Raw genomic sequence first — 15864 nt, 5'->3', positions numbered from 1 at the left:
TTAAAGTATATCAATATGTTCTAAGCCCAGGTATAGTAAATTGTACGCTATTCAATCAGCTTTTTACATCACCCATAAATTCCTATTCTGCAACTAATCCAATCACACAAACAATCCCTACAATTCCTTTATTACCCGGCACGGGTTCCCAACCGCCACCACATTGGCCGGGATATTTTTGGTTACAACGCTGCCTGCTCCAATGGTGGTATTATGGCCAATGGTAACACCGGGACATACAATTACACCACCGCCCAGCCATACATTATTGCCAATAGTGATGGGCGCAGCATATTCGGGGCCTTTTATGCGTTCGGCAGCTACTACGGGATGGTAGGCGGTGTAAAGCTGCACATTGGGTGCCATAAAAACATTGTCGCCCAGGGTTACACGGGCGCAATCCAGTATAATGCAATTAAAATTGAGGAACAGGTTATCGCCAGCGAAAATATTAAAACCATAATCGCAATAAAATGGCGATTGGATGTCGACAGCGTTTGTGAAACCACCCAACAGTTGCTTTAAAATAGCGCGTTTGGTTTCTTTATCATCATAGCCGGCGGCGTTATATTGCATAAACAGTTTGCGGGCCCTTGAGCGGCCGGCAACTAATTCAGCATCCCCGGCATCATAAAGTTCGCCGGAAATCATTTTTTCAAGTTCGGATTTTTGCATTTCGGTTTTATATGGATTAAATATATGATTTATGGACCAACCGCATCGACAGCATAAATTTTTGTTTGTGAAAGGTTTCTAATTTCACCCCTATTCCCTTTTTACCCTAACCCCGGTTACCGCAACACTTACCATTTGCAATTTCAAAATACTTTCATTTACTTTGCAATACAAAGTACTTTTGTATGTATATTTAATAAAGGATATTTTTTTAGAAAACACGGTTAGCAGTTGCGTACCGCAAATCATTAACATTAAAACATGACGTATTTTGTAAATGAGGATTCGATAGTAAGAAAGATCTGGGGTAAGGCCGATACCATCCTGTTTATTTTTGCGGGAGCTGCCGCCGAGTTTGCCCTAAACAAAGCTGTAGACTGGCTTTATTTTACCGGCCGGCTGCCTGCCGATCCGCTGGCACGGCTATTCTCTACGGTTGCTTATTCCAGGCAGATCATTTTCTCGCAACAGGAGGTGGCTTTACAAGCTATCGACAGGATCAACGCCATTCACAAAGGAGTGGAAGCCAGCCGCGGGGCGCAAATACCCGACTGGGCTTACCGCGATGTATTGTTTTTGCTCATCGATCTGTCTATCCGCTCCTACGAACTGCTGGAACGCAAGCTTACCGAAGCCGAGAAAATTGAAGCGTTTGATGTTTTTAACCGCGTTGGCCTGCGCATGCAGCTTACCGGTTTACCTGCCAACTATGCCGCGTACCAGCTTATGCGTAGCGAGCACCTGCAGCAAAACCTGGTAAGCGGTAAACTCACGCTCGATCTGTATCGTCAATACAAAAAACACCTTGGGCCGGCGCGTTATCAGGCATTAAAGCAGGCGCAGTTGCTGGTTGTACCGCCATTGGTGCGCAAACATCTGAGCTTAGGTAAAATACCGTGGCTGCTGGCTGTTGTTTGGGCTTACCAATTTTTAAGACTGATAAAAGTAGAAACCTTTTTACGCAACGCCCTGCTGCCTGCAGCTTACAAGGCGCAGATTATTGCTATGGATAGCCAGTTTATATCCAAATGAAACAAATATCGATTGCTTTTGGTACAATTGAGTAACCACCATTTCATTGAGGCACAAAGCAATCACATACTATTAACGAGCTCTTCGCAGTCGGTCTTTCGTACCCCGCAATTACACATCTATTAGCCTAAATATATGTCTGCACATCAGGATACTTTATCCAAATAAATTTCGGGCTGGATGATCAAAAAATGCACCAGGCTATACTCATCCTTCACTAAATTCCTGATGCGGTCGATAGCCTCGTTGATACCCGCAGTATCGAGCTCTTTTTTAAAGGCAATAATCAGCATCAACACAATTTCGTTTGGAGATTGATAGGTTGACAGGATATGCATCAGTTTTAATACATCTGCATCTTGTTCCACAATCTCTGTAATTCTTTTTTTAGTATTGGCACCTATCCCCTCGCCCATAAGCAGGCTGCGGCTTTCGCGGGCTAATATTAGCGATACGCAGATGAGCAATATCCCTATCAGCAGCGATGCCAGGCCATCGCGATAATCAATATGATAAGTATGGCCCAGGTACATGCAAACTGCAACAATAAATAAGCCTATTACTGCGGCAAACATAAAAAAGGAGGCTGGGTAATTTACTTTACAGGTTGGTTTTTTTGCTTTTTCATAACAATCTATAATTGCATAACTACCATCTTTTCAATCATTTAAAACAATTCTGGCTGTCGATAATTATATTAAAAGTTAATTTTTTAACCGTTTAAAGAAAAATTACTATGAAAAATTTAAGAATAACAGCCGTAGCTTTAGCATTATCATTTGCTGGCCCGGTAGTATTTGCCGCTAACTTTAAAGCAGGCGGCGAACTTAAAAACAACCAGCTAACCATCAAAAAAACAAATATGGTTACTGATACGATACCGGGAAAAAAGAAGAAAAAACCAAAAACGCCAGCACCAACTCCTGCACCAGTGCCAAATCCAATACCCGCACCTGTGCCAGATCCAAGTCCAACACCAACACCTGTACCAAATCCGAGTCCGATACCTGCACCTGTGCCAGATCCAAGTCCGACACCTGCGCCTGTGCCAAACCCGACGCCTACACCAAATCCAAGTCCGACACCAACGCCTACGCCAAATCCGAGTCCGCCCCCTACGCCAATACCGACACGGCCTGGTGTATAGTTTGCAGGTTATAAAATTTCTATAAAGAAAAGCCCTTCTGTTATGAATACAGAAGGGCTTTAAAATTAAAAAATGTAATTGTCTTATCCGGAATAAAGCTATTAATCGTTATTTCCGAGTGTATAGGGCAGATTAGTGAAAGAACCTAACAGGATCTGTGAAATTTCTATAGATACATAGTTGCCATCGCTATCATAATTAACCTTTTTAGCGGTAAAGGCATAAGTTCCTGTTATAACTTTTTTGGCGGTATCAATGGCAGTTATGGTAGCCGACCCCGAACCTGGTTCAACCGTGCCTGTTTGGGTGTATACGTAATTGCCTGCAGCATTTTTTTGCAGCGTGTAGTAGGTCATGCTTACATTACTGGTACCATCTACTTTATAAGTAGCTAAAGGGAAATTATTCGCATTTGTACTGTTTGATACATTTATACTAAAAATTACCCGTTTTGAATTGGCTGTACCTGTTACAAAAAAGGTTTTTATTTTTGTAACGTCATCAAAGCTGATGCGGGCGGTTACGGTATCGGGGTACCATTCAACACCATTAATATTTGCAGCAAGGATTTTATCAGAGGTAGTAGAAGCGGTAGTAACAACGTCTTTTTTACAGCTTTGGAAGTATATAGCCGATATAAGTAACAGAACAATAAGTTGAATTTTCCTCATATATAAATTTTATGCAAAACATTCGCTTTGCAGATTTTATGCAAATAACGCTCTTTGCAGATTAATAATTACAACCAAAGTTAACTTTTTCACATATTTTAACATTCGGCAATTTTAGCCGTGTTAATTTATGGTCGATATTTATAAAACAAATGGTTTTATTTAAGGATATTAGTCGCTTAATTTATGAGTATGATTAACGTAAACGAATATTTTGAAGGAGCGGTAAAATCGCTGGCCTATACCAGTGCCGAAGGCCGCAGTACCATTGGGGTAATTGAAAAAGGCGAGTATGAATTTGGCACATCAAGTCATGAAACCATGACTGTTATTGAAGGCCAGCTGGATGCTTTATTACCCGGCGAAGCAGATTGGCAATCCTATACCGGCGGCCAATCATTTGAGGTTGAAGCCAATACATCATTTAAGGTAAAAACCCATGTGCAAAGCTCTTATCTTTGTAAATACAGGTAGTAATAGTAAAACAGACCATCCCGAACTTATTTTGGGATACCGCATTCAAAGTATACAGCACGCTGAACTATGGTGCTGTAAGAGATGAAACAAGTATATAACAGCCCTTGGGACTTAAATATTATCGTAACATTTAACCTTACAAACACTCTAATCACTAATAAAAATAAAACAATGGATACTTCACTTATTACTACCAGTACCGGTTTAGATGGTTATCGTATAATTAAACACCTGGGCGTTGTACGCGGTATTACCGTACGCAGCCGCAGCGCATTGGGTAATATTGCAGGTGGTTTTCAGTCGCTTTTTGGTGGACGGCTTTCAATTTATGTTGAGCTTTGTGAAAATGCCCGCGAAGAAGCTTACCAGCTTTTAATACAACACGCGCAGGCAATTGGTGCAAACGCCATCATCAATATGCGTTATGATGCCAACGAAGTGATGCAGGGCATTACCGAAGTGCTGGCCTATGGTACCGCTGTTGTGGTAGAGAAAATTTAAATTCCAGGACAAGAATCAAGACGTAAGATACAAGACACCTGGCCCTCATATTTTACGTCTTGACTCTTATTTCAATCATCACAGCCTATGCAGTTAAAAAAACGCCCGGCTGTTTGGCCAGGTATTTTAGGGATAACAAGTTTATTTAACTGCTGTATTAATTAAAATAAGATAAGGGGATAGTTTTCCACAGGCCATGTGCCAGGTGGCCTATCAATAGCTCATAAATAAGGTAAACCGGCCAAATGAGGTAATGGATAAGTAATAAAAGTATCGAATGGTTATAATACCAACTGATCATGAGGGTATATAGGCCTAATACAAGATATAAAATACTGGTGTCCCTGGTTTTCATATTGAATTTTTCTGCTGATTTTTTTTTGAACTAAATTAAACAATTATCGGTTACAATTTTCCATGTTGTAAAGCACACTAAATCCGGCGGCGCTATTGGTTTGTTGCCGCCCGGTTTTGGTATCGTATTTATACGGTTTTTGTGCAAGGGCATTCCCTCTTAACAGAAACTCAACCTTCATGGTATCCTTTACGCCCTCCTGGTTAAAAGTCCAGGTAGCTTTAATGATGTTATTGTTAAGTGTACCTATTATTAACCCTTTTTTTGCATCCTTTTCTTTAGGCTGCCAGCTCATTTCGCCGGTAACTTTGTCGCCGTTTATCAGCATGCTTACTTTTGTGGTATCCTGGGCCTGGGTGCCATCGGTATAGAAAAAACAGTATCGCATATTAACCACAGGAGCACTTTTGGCATTGGCGGCTTCAGCGTGTTTTTGTGAAGATTTAGCATTGGTGGAATCGGCACCGCCGGGATTGCTACCGCCTGCCGCGCAGGATGCCATAAAAGCCAGGCCCAGCAACAAATATAAATTGATCTTCATAATTTTTAATTGTCGGTGTTTTCAAGTACGACAATCAGAATTCAAAAAGGTTCAAAAGTATATTGGGTATTTATTTAAGGGAGAGATATACAATGATTTATGTAGTGTAAACATTCATTTTGTTACACTACATAATATTGTAAAGGGGGACGGATTATGCTTTCTTTTCGGGGGGAGTAGATACAATTTCGCCAAATTCATTAACGTAAGCCATCATGCTTTCCAGGTCGCTGCCGCCACCATTTTGCTGACGCTCCTGTTTGCGCTGTTCTTTATCTTCTTTCTTTTTTTGACGATTTTTTTCGAGTTGCTTCTTCATGAATGTTGCCTGCGATTTAGCCATGTTTGTTAAAATTTAGTTAAACAATGTGCATTTCCCTGGTTACACCTATATCAATCTGATCAACGGAACTATTGTTCGGTATCTGAAATTACATGAAAAGGATATCATCAATTTAATTTCCGGGCAGCAACGGTATCAGCGGGGATAAAAATGAACCCTGATCAATAAGAATTGATTAGTGGGTGGCTATAAGGAAATAGCTATAAATTTCCGTTTGTTTTGCAAATATACGAAAATTTTGCATATTAAGATTGCCGGTTGTATTGGCATTGCCATTTTAAATACGCATCCACCTCAAACCAAAAACAGCCACCCGTTTAGGTAGCTGCTTAATATTTTATGGTAGATTGCTTTTGGATGATGTTATATACCTGCATACTCGCCCAGTTTAGCTTTTTCGCCTGTTAATTTTTCTGTAGCGTTATCTGTTACTAAATAGGTCCTGTTTACGCTTGATGATATGTTGTGTACCAGGCTATATTCCTGTACAGTACCGCTAAGGTCGGCTTTTGAACGATCATTCATTGTAACACGGGCACTGTAGGCATCCAGTTTCAGATCGGCAGAAGCGTTATTATACAATTTTACATCAAGCTCAATGGCAGATAAATTTCCGAATGATTTTACTTCGGCATTATCATAAGCTGTGATTGCTGAAAGCTGCTGTGCGGTAACCCAAACTACCAGTTTTTCGGCTTTGTATGATGAGATCCTCAAAACACCTTTTTGTGATTGAACCAATGCGCTTTCGGCATAGTACTGGTTGTAAACCTTTACCTGGTCGGCAGCGCCGGTTGAAACGTAAACCTGCACATTGCCATAAACTTCTATTTTGTTGATGTTGCTGATGTCGGTTAAAACAATTGCTTTAGTATTATTATCTACTGTTGCGTAAGTTGAATTTGTGATGCCAAGTACTGAAACTATTACAGTGAAGATGGCGATTAAGTTAGTTTTCATGATATTAATATTTTGATTGTCAGTTGATTATTTATTTATATTTTTAAATACACCAATATGACGATCTCAATTAAAAAACGTTACAGCGTTACGGATGGTAATAGTTGTATGCCGGTTTTTTGTCGGTAAGCTGTATATTTTACCCGGTGAAATAAAGATAAAATTTAGCGTAAAGGTGCGGGTTATATGGATCGGGGTGCGTGGATCGGGGTGCGGGTGTGGAGTTTTCGGCGAGAGATTATTGGCTTAATTATGAATATTACCTTAACTACCTTCAGAAATGCATTATGAACCTTATAAGCCGGCACCTCGAACCCCGCTCCCTGCCCCTCTTACAAGTAATATTTCTCCCCATCCGTTTTGATCTTCCCGGCATCAAGTAACAGGCGGATGGCTTCCATTTTCTCTTTTTCGGTGCCCACATTGATAGTGGTTACGAGTGTGCCGATATCCGGGGCTGATACACTTAAAAACTGTACTATTTCATGGGTGATGTTATCAAATATTTCATCGGCATTTTTTTGGCGTTTTTCATCCAGGCAAACATCGCAGATACCGCATTTGCGGGCATTTGGCTCATCGAAATACGCCAGCAGCATCTGGCTGCGGCATTTTTGATGAATAGCATAGGCAAAAACAGCCTCCATTTTTTGACGGTAGGTTTCCTTTCGCTCTTCAATATAGTTTTTGTTGATGAACAGGCGGGCGGCCTGCTGCCTGGCCTTTAAATAGGTAACCTGCGGCTTATCCGTTTGCTGCAGGTAACTGATTAAACCAAACTGTTGTAATTGCAGCAAGCCATCAACCACCTGCTGAACGCTTAGGTTTGTGCGCCGCGCCAGGTCATACTCCTTAATCCTCACATAATCTTCAAATGAGCCGCCGTATGAGCGCAAAAGGGTTTTAATAAACGGATCCCAGCCCGCGTTCTGGATCTGGAAGTTATACAACACCTCGTTCACCACCTCAAACCTGAAACGCGATGGCAGAAACACACTCTCATTGAATGAAAGGTATTCATCCTTCTCCAAAAATTTAAGCGCATTTAAGGTTTTGATGGCATCAAGCTTAAAACGGCTGCAAAAATCGCCCAGGTCAAGGTCAAAGCTTAATCCCTCGCCTGCCTCGTAGGCAAGCTGGTAGTAATTGGCCAGGCAATGATACACTTGCTTAATTTCATCAACCGATGGAAAATTAAGCAGGAACATTTTCTCCTGTCGTAACCTGTCGGCATGGGTATATAATAATATGCCGTAAGCCTTTTGCTCGTCGCGCCCCCCCCGGCCGGCCTCCTGGTAGTAGGCCTCTAAACTTTCGGGCATATCTTTGTGGATCACAAAGCGTACGTCGGGTTTATCAATCCCCATCCCAAATGCATTGGTAGCAACAATTACCCGGATGCGGTTGCTTTTCCAGCTTTCCTGCCGTTCGGCCCTTATATCCATAGGCAGGCCTGCATGGTAATAGTCGGCTTTAATACCGTTATCATTGTAAAATTTTGCTATGTCGGCGGCGTCCTTACGGCTGCGTACATAAACAATACCACTACCCTTAACACCTTTTGCAATATCCAGCATCCGCCGAAGCTTGTTTTCGGCATTTTGCACTACGTAACTGATATTTTTGCGCTCAAAACTTTGCTGGTAAACAACCTGATCTTTAAACAATAGTTTGTCCTGTATATCCTGCTTAACTTCGGATGTTGCAGTGGCAGTAAGCGCCAGTACAGGCACATCGGGATGCAGCACGCGCAGATCGGCAATGTGCAGGTATGGCGGTCTGAAATCATATCCCCATTGCGAAATACAGTGTGCTTCGTCAACGGCTATCAGGTTTACTTTCATGTACCGGATGCGCTCGCGTACCAGTTCGGAAAGTAACCGCTCTGGCGAGAGGTACAAAAATTTAACCGAGCCGTAGATGCAGTTATCCAGCGCCAGGTCTATCTCACGCAATCCCATGCCCGAAACTATAGCCACAGCATTGATGCCTTTGGCCTTCAGGTTTTCTACCTGGTCTTTCATGAGCGCTATAAGTGGCGAAACCACAATACAGATGCCTTCTTTGGCCAGCGCGGGTACCTGGAAACAAACAGACTTACCGCCCCCAGTAGGTAGCAAAGCTAAAGTATCATGACCCAATAAAACAGATTTGATGATCTCGGCTTGCATCGGCCTGAATTGATCATGATTCCAGTACTGTTTTAATATTTCCTCTATGGTCATGTTTTGAGTCAGAAAATCCGTTAGTCCGGAAAGTCCGAAAGATAATGAATGTAATCTCAACTTGGAAAATCACGAAGCGGGAAAAGTTGGGGAAAGATTTCAACTCGCTAATTCTAAACTTTATAATTTTGCCATTTCCGCTCTTTCGAACGCCCAACTTCCCGGCTATTTAAAAAGCCATTTATAAAAATCCGGCCAGTCTCCCCTCCATTGTTTTTCGTTATGACTGGCACCTTTAATGATCACTACGGGTGAGCTTTGGGGCTTAATGCCTTTTTCCTGTACAATCGTAGCCATTTTTTTCATATCGGCAACCATATTTTCACTCTCGGCATCGCCGCATACAAAGTAAAAACGTGTTTTATTACCTTGTTGTTTTTGTTTAGCCTGTTCATAAATCTCTGGCGCTATCCAAAACGCCGGCGAAAATATGCCTGCATTGCCAAATACACCGGGATATTTAAGTGTGGCATACATAGATATCAACGCCCCCATTGAGCTGCCTGCAATGGCAGTATATTTTGTGCCGGCCTTGGTTTTATAATGCGTATCGATGTATGGTTTCAGTGTTTTAACTAAAAAATCAACATAGTCAGCCCCCCGGCCCTTGCCATATTTTGAATCATAAGGATCATATTCTGTAATACGATATTCGCCGCCATGATCAATACCTACAACTATACATTCTTTTTGGGGCGGTACTTTATCCAGCAGCTCATCAATCCCCCATTCGCCATAGCCGCTATAGTACTCATCAAACAGGTTTTGCCCATCTTGCATATAAATTACGGGGTATTTCTTTTTGGATGAGGTATAATCTTTGGGGAGGTAGATCCATATCCGGCGTTGCCTGCCCAGCTGCTGTATATCAAACCTATCGCTTATAATATGCACCTGTGCAGTGGCTGTGTGCTGTTTTATGGCGGTGGCAAAATTATCCTGCCAGGCGGCAATATCTAATGTTACCGTTGTATCATTTACAAGGCTGAGCGTTCGGTTATCAATGCCTTTACCGGCGGCATTGMATTCAACAGCATCCCAGCTGCCGCGGGTAATCTTGTAGTTGTAAACACCCTTGGGCATCTCCTTTAAAAGCAGGTATCCGCCATTGCCATCGGGTTTCATTTGCCAGGCACTATCGGCAGGGTTCCAGTTATTAAAATTGCCGGCCAAAAACACATGCCCGGATGCAGGCTTTAATGGGGCAATTTTGCGGGTTTTAAAGGTTGTTTTTATCTGCCCAAAAAGCAAAAAACTTTGACCAAAAAACCAAAACGCGCAGAAAAATATTTTTTTTATCATTATTAACTGTTTATTTGACATGTAATATTCCGGGAACGTTCCCGGAAATTGGTTGCATATTAGTAAAATTGCCTAATGTGTAATTATCACACTTAGTTTCATGCAAATCTTGGTCTATTTACAAATTTCCCACAAAAAAAGCGATAAATTATCAAAAAACATCCCCAGTTCTTATTTCATTAAAGTTAATTTTATCTTAATTAATTCCTTCAAAATTATCTTTTACATAAAATTTGCATTTATTATTTCTAAATGTAAATTAGTCACGTGCTATTACAGCAAAATTATCATACCAATTAAATACCGGCTAAATAAGCCTTTTTTATTCACACAAACCCAAAAGTAAATGAGAAAAAATTACTCAAAAAAGTACGTTCTTCTTTGTGCCTTTCTAATGATGTCAGTGATGGCATTTGCCCAAACAGGAAGCATCAGAGGTAAGGTATTAGACGAAACCAGTGCGCCCCTGCCCGGCGCTTCAGTTACTGTTGATGGTACAACCATTGGTGCAACTACCGATGCTAATGGTAGCTATACCATAACCGGCGTTAAGACCGGGAACGTTACCGTAACTGCTAAATTTTTAGGTTATGTAGCTTTAAAGAAAACCGTAATAGTAGGCTCCTCTACAGTTGAGGTAAACTTTTCACTACAGCCCGACAATCAAAACCTGAACGAAGTGGTAGTAGTGGGTTACGGTACACAAAAGAAGAAAGACCTGACCGGATCAGTTACCTCTATTTCGGCCAAAGATTTTAACCAGGGCCCCGTAACAACGCCAGAGCAACTGATCATGGGTAAAGTATCCGGTGTGCAGATCACGTCAAACAGTGGTGCTCCCGGTTCTGGAAGCACTATCCGTATCCGTGGCGGTGCATCATTAAATGCATCAAATGATCCGCTTATCGTAGTTGATGGCATCCCACTGGGCAATACCAGTATCAGCGGTGTATCCAATCCTTTAAGTTTGATTAACCCTAATGATATTGAATCATACAATATCCTTAAAGATGCATCTGCAACTGCTATTTATGGTTCGCGGGCATCAAATGGCGTTATTATCATCACTACCAAAAAAGGCAAAGGTGACAGTAAGGTGAGTATCAACTTTGATTCAAAAACCGCCCTTTCAAAAATAACCAAGGAAGTAAGCGTTTTAACTGCCGATCAGTTCCGTAAAGCTGTTAACGAAAAAAGCCCGGCACAGGCCAACCTCATGGGGACTGCCAATACCGACTGGCAAAGCCTGATCTATCGCCCGGCTTATACTTATGATAACAACCTGAGCATAAGCGGCGGTATCAAAGGTTTACCTTACCGATTATCTATTGGTTATTTAAGCCAGGATGGTATTGTTAAAACTGATAACCTTAAAAGAACAACTGCTACTTTTAACATTAACCACGACTTTTTACGTGGTAGTTTAAAAGTTGATCTGAGTTTGAAAGGAAGCTATACCGACAGTCATTTTGCCGCGGGCGCTATAGGCAGTGCAATCAGCTTTGACCCTACCCAACCAGTTTATTCGGCTGATAAAACCAAATATGGTGGTTATTTTGAATGGCTGGATAACGGGGGAAAACCAAATACATTTGCCCCACGTAACCCGGTGGGTTTGCTTAATGAGCAAAATGCAAAAGGTAAGGCAAAAAGAGGTATAGGTACATTAACTTTAAATTATACATTCCCTTTCCTGAAAGAATTACAGGCTAATGCGACATTTGGCGGAGATTTGGCAGATGGCGATGGATTTACCTTTATTCCGGCTACGGCTGCATCTAATTTTTTACAAGGTGGTTCATACCAAAATTACTTTAGTGAATCATACACGTACAATACAGATTATTATTTAAAGTACACCAAGGATTTTAAAGAGATCAAAAGCCATGTTGAATTACAGGGTGGCTATTCGTACCAGTATTTTAATACCTATTACCATACATTCCAGGGTTATAAGGCCGATAAAATCACCCCTGTTGGTACCCCGGCTGTTCCGGCTTATGGTCAATATTATATAGAGTCGCCTTTTGCCCGTTTAAATTACTCATTTAATGATAGGTATTTACTTACGGCCAGTATCAGGGATGACCGCTCATCGCGTTTCTCTGAACTGCACAGGAACGGTTATTTCCCTTCAGTGGCGTTTGCTTGGCGTGCCAAAGAAGAATCTTTCTTAAAAAGTGTTGATTTCGTATCCGATCTGAAATTCAGGGCAAGTTATGGTATTACAGGCCAGCAAGATCTTGGCACAGATTACTTCCCCTATCTTGCAGTTTATGAACCAAGTAACAATGCGGCACAATACCAGTTTGGTAACACATTTATTAACACTTTACGTTCGGATAGATACAATGCCGATCTCAAATGGGAATCAACGGCAACAACCAACATTGGTTTGGATTTTGGCTTCCTTAATGGCAGGATAAGCGGAAATATTGATCTTTATAACAAAAAAACGAAAGACCTTTTAGTTTATACCCCAATACCCGCAGGTACTAACCTTAGTAACTTTATAAACGCCAATATTGGCAACCTTACAACAAAAGGTATCGATTTTAACATCAATTTTATAGCCATAGCATCTAAAGATATAAACTGGACATTAGGCTATAACATTTCGCTTAATAAACGTAAAATCACTAATATATCTTTAACCGGCGATCCTAACCAAACAGTTGCTGTTACGGGCATCCCGGGTGGTGTTGGCAATACTATTGGTTTATATAAAGCCGGTCAAAACCCAGGTGCGTTTTATGTTTACCAACAGGTTTACGATCAAAACGGACTTCCACTGGAAGGGGTATACGTTGACAGGAATAAAAACGGATCCACTATTGATGATAAATACCTTTATAAACAGTCGGATCCGAAAGTATTCATGGGCTTTAACTCCAATGTTACTTACAAAAAATGGAATTTAGGTTTCAGTGCACGTGCCAACCTGGGCAACTATTTATATAATGCACAATCGGCAGCTAACGGTGCTTATGCAGGTTTGAAATTCTCGGGCTACTTAACCAATCTTCCGTCAAGCGTATTATCAACTCAATTTAATCAGTACCAGTTATACTCTGATTACTATGTAGAAAATGCCTCATTCCTGCGTATGGATTATGCAACATTGGGCTATACTTTTGACATCTTAGGTTCGCACAAGCTGAGAGCATCATTTAACGTATCTAATGTGTTTGTAATAACCAAATACAAGGGCCTTGACCCTGAAGTTAATGGTGGCGTTGACAATAACTTCTACCCACGCCCAAGAGTATACACACTTGGTTTAAACCTGAGCTTATAATTCGTAAAATATTTAGATATGAGAAAGAGAAATTTATTCAAACTGATGGCTATTACAGTGATAGGTATATCAGTTAGTTTAACGTCGTGTAAGAAAGACCTTGTACCCAAAAACAGTGTAACCACTGATAAGGTTTATACCGACTTTAGTAATTACAAACAAATATTGGCCAAACTTTATACATCACTTGCTTTGAGCGGCCAGCAGGGGCCGGCTGGTAACCCAGATATAGCAGGTATTGACGAAGGATTTAGCAACTACATGCGCGAGTATTATAACATGCAGGAGCTAACTACCGACGAAGCCGCTATAGTTTGGAACGACAATACTATTCATAACCTGCATAATATGACCTGGGATGCCAACGACCAGTTCATTACTGCTATGTACAATCGCATTTTTTATACAATTTCGTTAAACAACGAGTTTATCCGCCAAACTACTGATGCAAAATTAGCAGGCAACGGTATTACGGGCAATAACTTAACTTTAGCAAAACAATACCGTGCCGAGGCCCGCTTTTTAAGAGCATTAGCCTACTGGCATGCAATTGACTTGTTTGGTTCTGTTCCGTTTGTAACAGAAACTGATGTTGTGGGTGTATTTTTTCCTAAACAAAAGTCACGTGCAGAGTTATTTGCTTATGTTGAAAGTGAGTTAAAAGCTTGCGAAGCTGATATGGGTGCTCCGCGTTTTGAGTATGGCCGTGCCGATAAGGCTGCCAACTGGATGCTTTTAGCTAAACTATACCTTAATGCAAAAGTATACACCGGTACAGACAGAAGCACCGATGCTATAACCTATGCCAGTAAAATTATTGCTGCCGGTTACACACTGGAGCCCACTTTTAAAAACCTTTTTCTCGCCGACAACAACAAATCGAACGAAATCATTTTCCCTATCACTTTTGATGGCTTACATACCCAAGGTTATGGTGGTATCACCTACCTGATCCATGCACCCGTGGGTGGTAAAATGAACCCTGCAGATTTTGGTATTGGTGGTGGCTGGGGAGGTGTACGCACAACTAAACAGTACGTAAGCTTGTTTACAGATGCAAGCGGTAATACCGATAAAAGAGCCAGTTTCTTTACAGATGGTCAGAATCTTGAAATTAATGACGAGTATGCATTTACTGACGGTTACGCTATTCAAAAATTCAGGAATGTAACATCAGCGGGTGTAGCAGGTTCAGATCCTACCGGTACATTCCCTGATACCGATTTTCCTATGTTCCGTTTGGCTGATGCCTATCTTATTTACGCAGAAGCAGTATTGCGCGGCGGTACAGGCGGTAATGCGGCTACTGCCTTACAATACGCAAATATGATACGTACAAGGGCTTATAATGGCGGCACATCTGGAAACATCACTGCAGGCCAGCTTAATCTGCAGTTTATTTTAGATGAAAGAGGTCGCGAGTTCCTGTTTGAGATGCATAGAAGAACTGACCTTATTCGTTTCGGTCAATTGACAGGCGGTACTTATATATGGGCATGGAAAGGTGGCGTAAAAAATGGCCAAAGTGTTGACGATCATTTCAACCTGATGCCTATTCCATCAGCCGACATTGTAAACAACCCTACTTTAAAACAAAACGCTGGTTATAAATAAAAATCATAAACCCTAAGGTGCTTATTGCGCCTTAGGGTACTTTATAAAAGATACATTTAATTAAACAGATTAAAAGAAAGAAATGAAAAGACTTTTAACCAAAATATTAGCAATAAGCTGCCTCGGGCTACTATTGCTGCCTTCCTGTAAAAAGGATGAAACAAGGGTTGTAAGCAACATCGGTAAGGCGGGAACCTTAACTGCTACAACCATAACACCCGTTTTAACCAGAGAAACAGCCGCTGATGTTGCTGTTACATTTAACTGGCCGGCAACCTCTGTAACAGGCTATGCTGCAAAAATAAATTACACCTTGCAGATAGATACCAAAGGCAGCAGCTTTAAGTCAACTAAATTAACAGAGGTTTCATTGAGCGGGCTAACCCAGTCATATACAGTTGGTAGTTTAAATGCTATTTTACTAACCATGGGTTTATCCTATGATAATAATACAGATCTGGAAGTCCGTGTTAAATCGGCGCCATCGGCTAACTCAGTAACCTACACCAATGTGCTAACTTTAACTGTAAAACCTTATAAGCTGGCAAGTTATGTATACGTTCCCGGTGCTTACCAGGGATGGAATCCGGCAACTGCCGATAGCTTAAAATCACCGGATAGTGATAATATCTATGATGGAGAGATTGGATTTACACCAGGTAACCTGGACTTTAAAATTACAGCAAAAAAGGTATGGGATATAGCCTATGGTGACGCGGGGGG

General features: G+C 41.2%; 16 protein-coding genes. 7 read left to right on the top strand and 9 right to left on the bottom strand.

What is annotated here, in order from left to right; translation table 11 throughout:
- Positions 1–117: 117 nt before the first annotated feature.
- The gene (locus tag AC1DQW_RS26465) at positions 118–675 is read right to left on the bottom strand and encodes a sugar O-acetyltransferase (protein ID WP_477456801.1); all 558 of its coding nucleotides are present in this window, start codon (positions 673–675) and stop codon (positions 118–120) included.
- A gap of 261 nt (positions 676–936) precedes the next feature.
- On the opposite strand from AC1DQW_RS26465, the gene AC1DQW_RS26460 reads away from it, so the two are divergent.
- A complete protein-coding gene (locus tag AC1DQW_RS26460) occupies positions 937–1707 on the top strand; it encodes an oxygenase MpaB family protein (protein WP_477456800.1) in 771 nt (256 codons plus the stop codon).
- 146 nt (positions 1708–1853) lie between these two features.
- Here AC1DQW_RS26460 and AC1DQW_RS26455 read toward each other — a convergent pair whose 3' ends face one another.
- Positions 1854–2345 carry a cation efflux transmembrane domain-containing protein gene (locus AC1DQW_RS26455; RefSeq protein ID WP_477456802.1) on the bottom strand — a complete coding sequence of 164 codons (492 nt, stop codon included), beginning with the start codon at positions 2343–2345 and terminating at the stop codon, positions 1854–1856.
- Between the two features lie 98 nt (positions 2346–2443).
- On the opposite strand from AC1DQW_RS26455, the gene AC1DQW_RS26450 reads away from it, so the two are divergent.
- Complete coding sequence (locus AC1DQW_RS26450; protein WP_477456799.1) at positions 2444–2854, top strand: hypothetical protein; 411 nt, start codon at positions 2444–2446, stop codon at positions 2852–2854.
- A 101-nt stretch (positions 2855–2955) separates the two neighbouring features.
- Here the strand turns inward: AC1DQW_RS26450 and AC1DQW_RS26445 are convergent, their stop codons facing one another.
- Positions 2956–3525 (bottom strand): hypothetical protein, encoded by a 570-nt coding sequence (locus AC1DQW_RS26445; protein WP_477456798.1) that lies wholly within the window; start codon positions 3523–3525, stop codon positions 2956–2958.
- Between the two features lie 186 nt (positions 3526–3711).
- Between AC1DQW_RS26445 and ppnP the strand changes: the two genes are divergently transcribed.
- Positions 3712–3999: a pyrimidine/purine nucleoside phosphorylase gene (ppnP, locus tag AC1DQW_RS26440; protein WP_477456797.1), complete on the top strand. Its 288-nt coding sequence runs from the start codon at positions 3712–3714 to the stop codon at positions 3997–3999.
- A gap of 174 nt (positions 4000–4173) precedes the next feature.
- Positions 4174–4503 carry a YbjQ family protein gene (locus AC1DQW_RS26435; protein WP_477415005.1) on the top strand — a complete coding sequence of 110 codons (330 nt, stop codon included), beginning with the start codon at positions 4174–4176 and terminating at the stop codon, positions 4501–4503.
- Positions 4504–4660: 157 nt separating this feature from the next.
- Here AC1DQW_RS26435 and AC1DQW_RS26430 read toward each other — a convergent pair whose 3' ends face one another.
- The 6 genes from AC1DQW_RS26430 to AC1DQW_RS26405 form a co-directional block, all read right to left on the bottom strand.
- Complete coding sequence (locus AC1DQW_RS26430) at positions 4661–4858, bottom strand: hypothetical protein (protein ID WP_477404427.1); 198 nt, start codon at positions 4856–4858, stop codon at positions 4661–4663.
- Positions 4859–4901: 43 nt separating this feature from the next.
- Complete coding sequence (locus tag AC1DQW_RS26425; protein ID WP_477456796.1) at positions 4902–5399, bottom strand: hypothetical protein; 498 nt, start codon at positions 5397–5399, stop codon at positions 4902–4904.
- 154 nt (positions 5400–5553) lie between these two features.
- A complete protein-coding gene (locus tag AC1DQW_RS26420) occupies positions 5554–5742 on the bottom strand; it encodes a hypothetical protein (protein WP_477404423.1) in 189 nt (62 codons plus the stop codon).
- A gap of 363 nt (positions 5743–6105) precedes the next feature.
- Positions 6106–6702, bottom strand: coding sequence for a GIN domain-containing protein (locus tag AC1DQW_RS26415; RefSeq protein ID WP_477456795.1), 597 nt, complete (start codon positions 6700–6702; stop codon positions 6106–6108).
- Between the two features lie 332 nt (positions 6703–7034).
- Positions 7035–8927 (bottom strand): RecQ family ATP-dependent DNA helicase, encoded by a 1893-nt coding sequence (locus tag AC1DQW_RS26410; RefSeq protein WP_477456794.1) that lies wholly within the window; start codon positions 8925–8927, stop codon positions 7035–7037.
- Positions 8928–9092: 165 nt separating this feature from the next.
- Positions 9093–10229, bottom strand: coding sequence for an alpha/beta hydrolase-fold protein (locus tag AC1DQW_RS26405; protein WP_477456793.1), 1137 nt, complete (start codon positions 10227–10229; stop codon positions 9093–9095).
- 346 nt (positions 10230–10575) lie between these two features.
- Between AC1DQW_RS26405 and AC1DQW_RS26400 the strand changes: the two genes are divergently transcribed.
- The 3 genes from AC1DQW_RS26400 to AC1DQW_RS26390 form a co-directional block, all read left to right on the top strand.
- Positions 10576–13527 (top strand): SusC/RagA family TonB-linked outer membrane protein, encoded by a 2952-nt coding sequence (locus AC1DQW_RS26400; RefSeq protein WP_477456792.1) that lies wholly within the window; start codon positions 10576–10578, stop codon positions 13525–13527.
- A gap of 18 nt (positions 13528–13545) precedes the next feature.
- Entirely contained in the window at positions 13546–15141 is a 1596-nt protein-coding gene (locus AC1DQW_RS26395; RefSeq protein ID WP_477456791.1) for a RagB/SusD family nutrient uptake outer membrane protein, read from the top strand.
- Positions 15142–15223: 82 nt separating this feature from the next.
- A partial coding sequence (locus AC1DQW_RS26390) for a SusE domain-containing protein (RefSeq protein WP_477456790.1) occupies positions 15224–15864 on the top strand: 641 nt, incomplete at its 3' end.

Source organism: Mucilaginibacter sp. P5_A4 (assembly GCF_056400605.1).
Note: the sequence above shows the minus strand (reverse complement) of the source record. Positions and strands in the feature narration are given on the sequence as shown.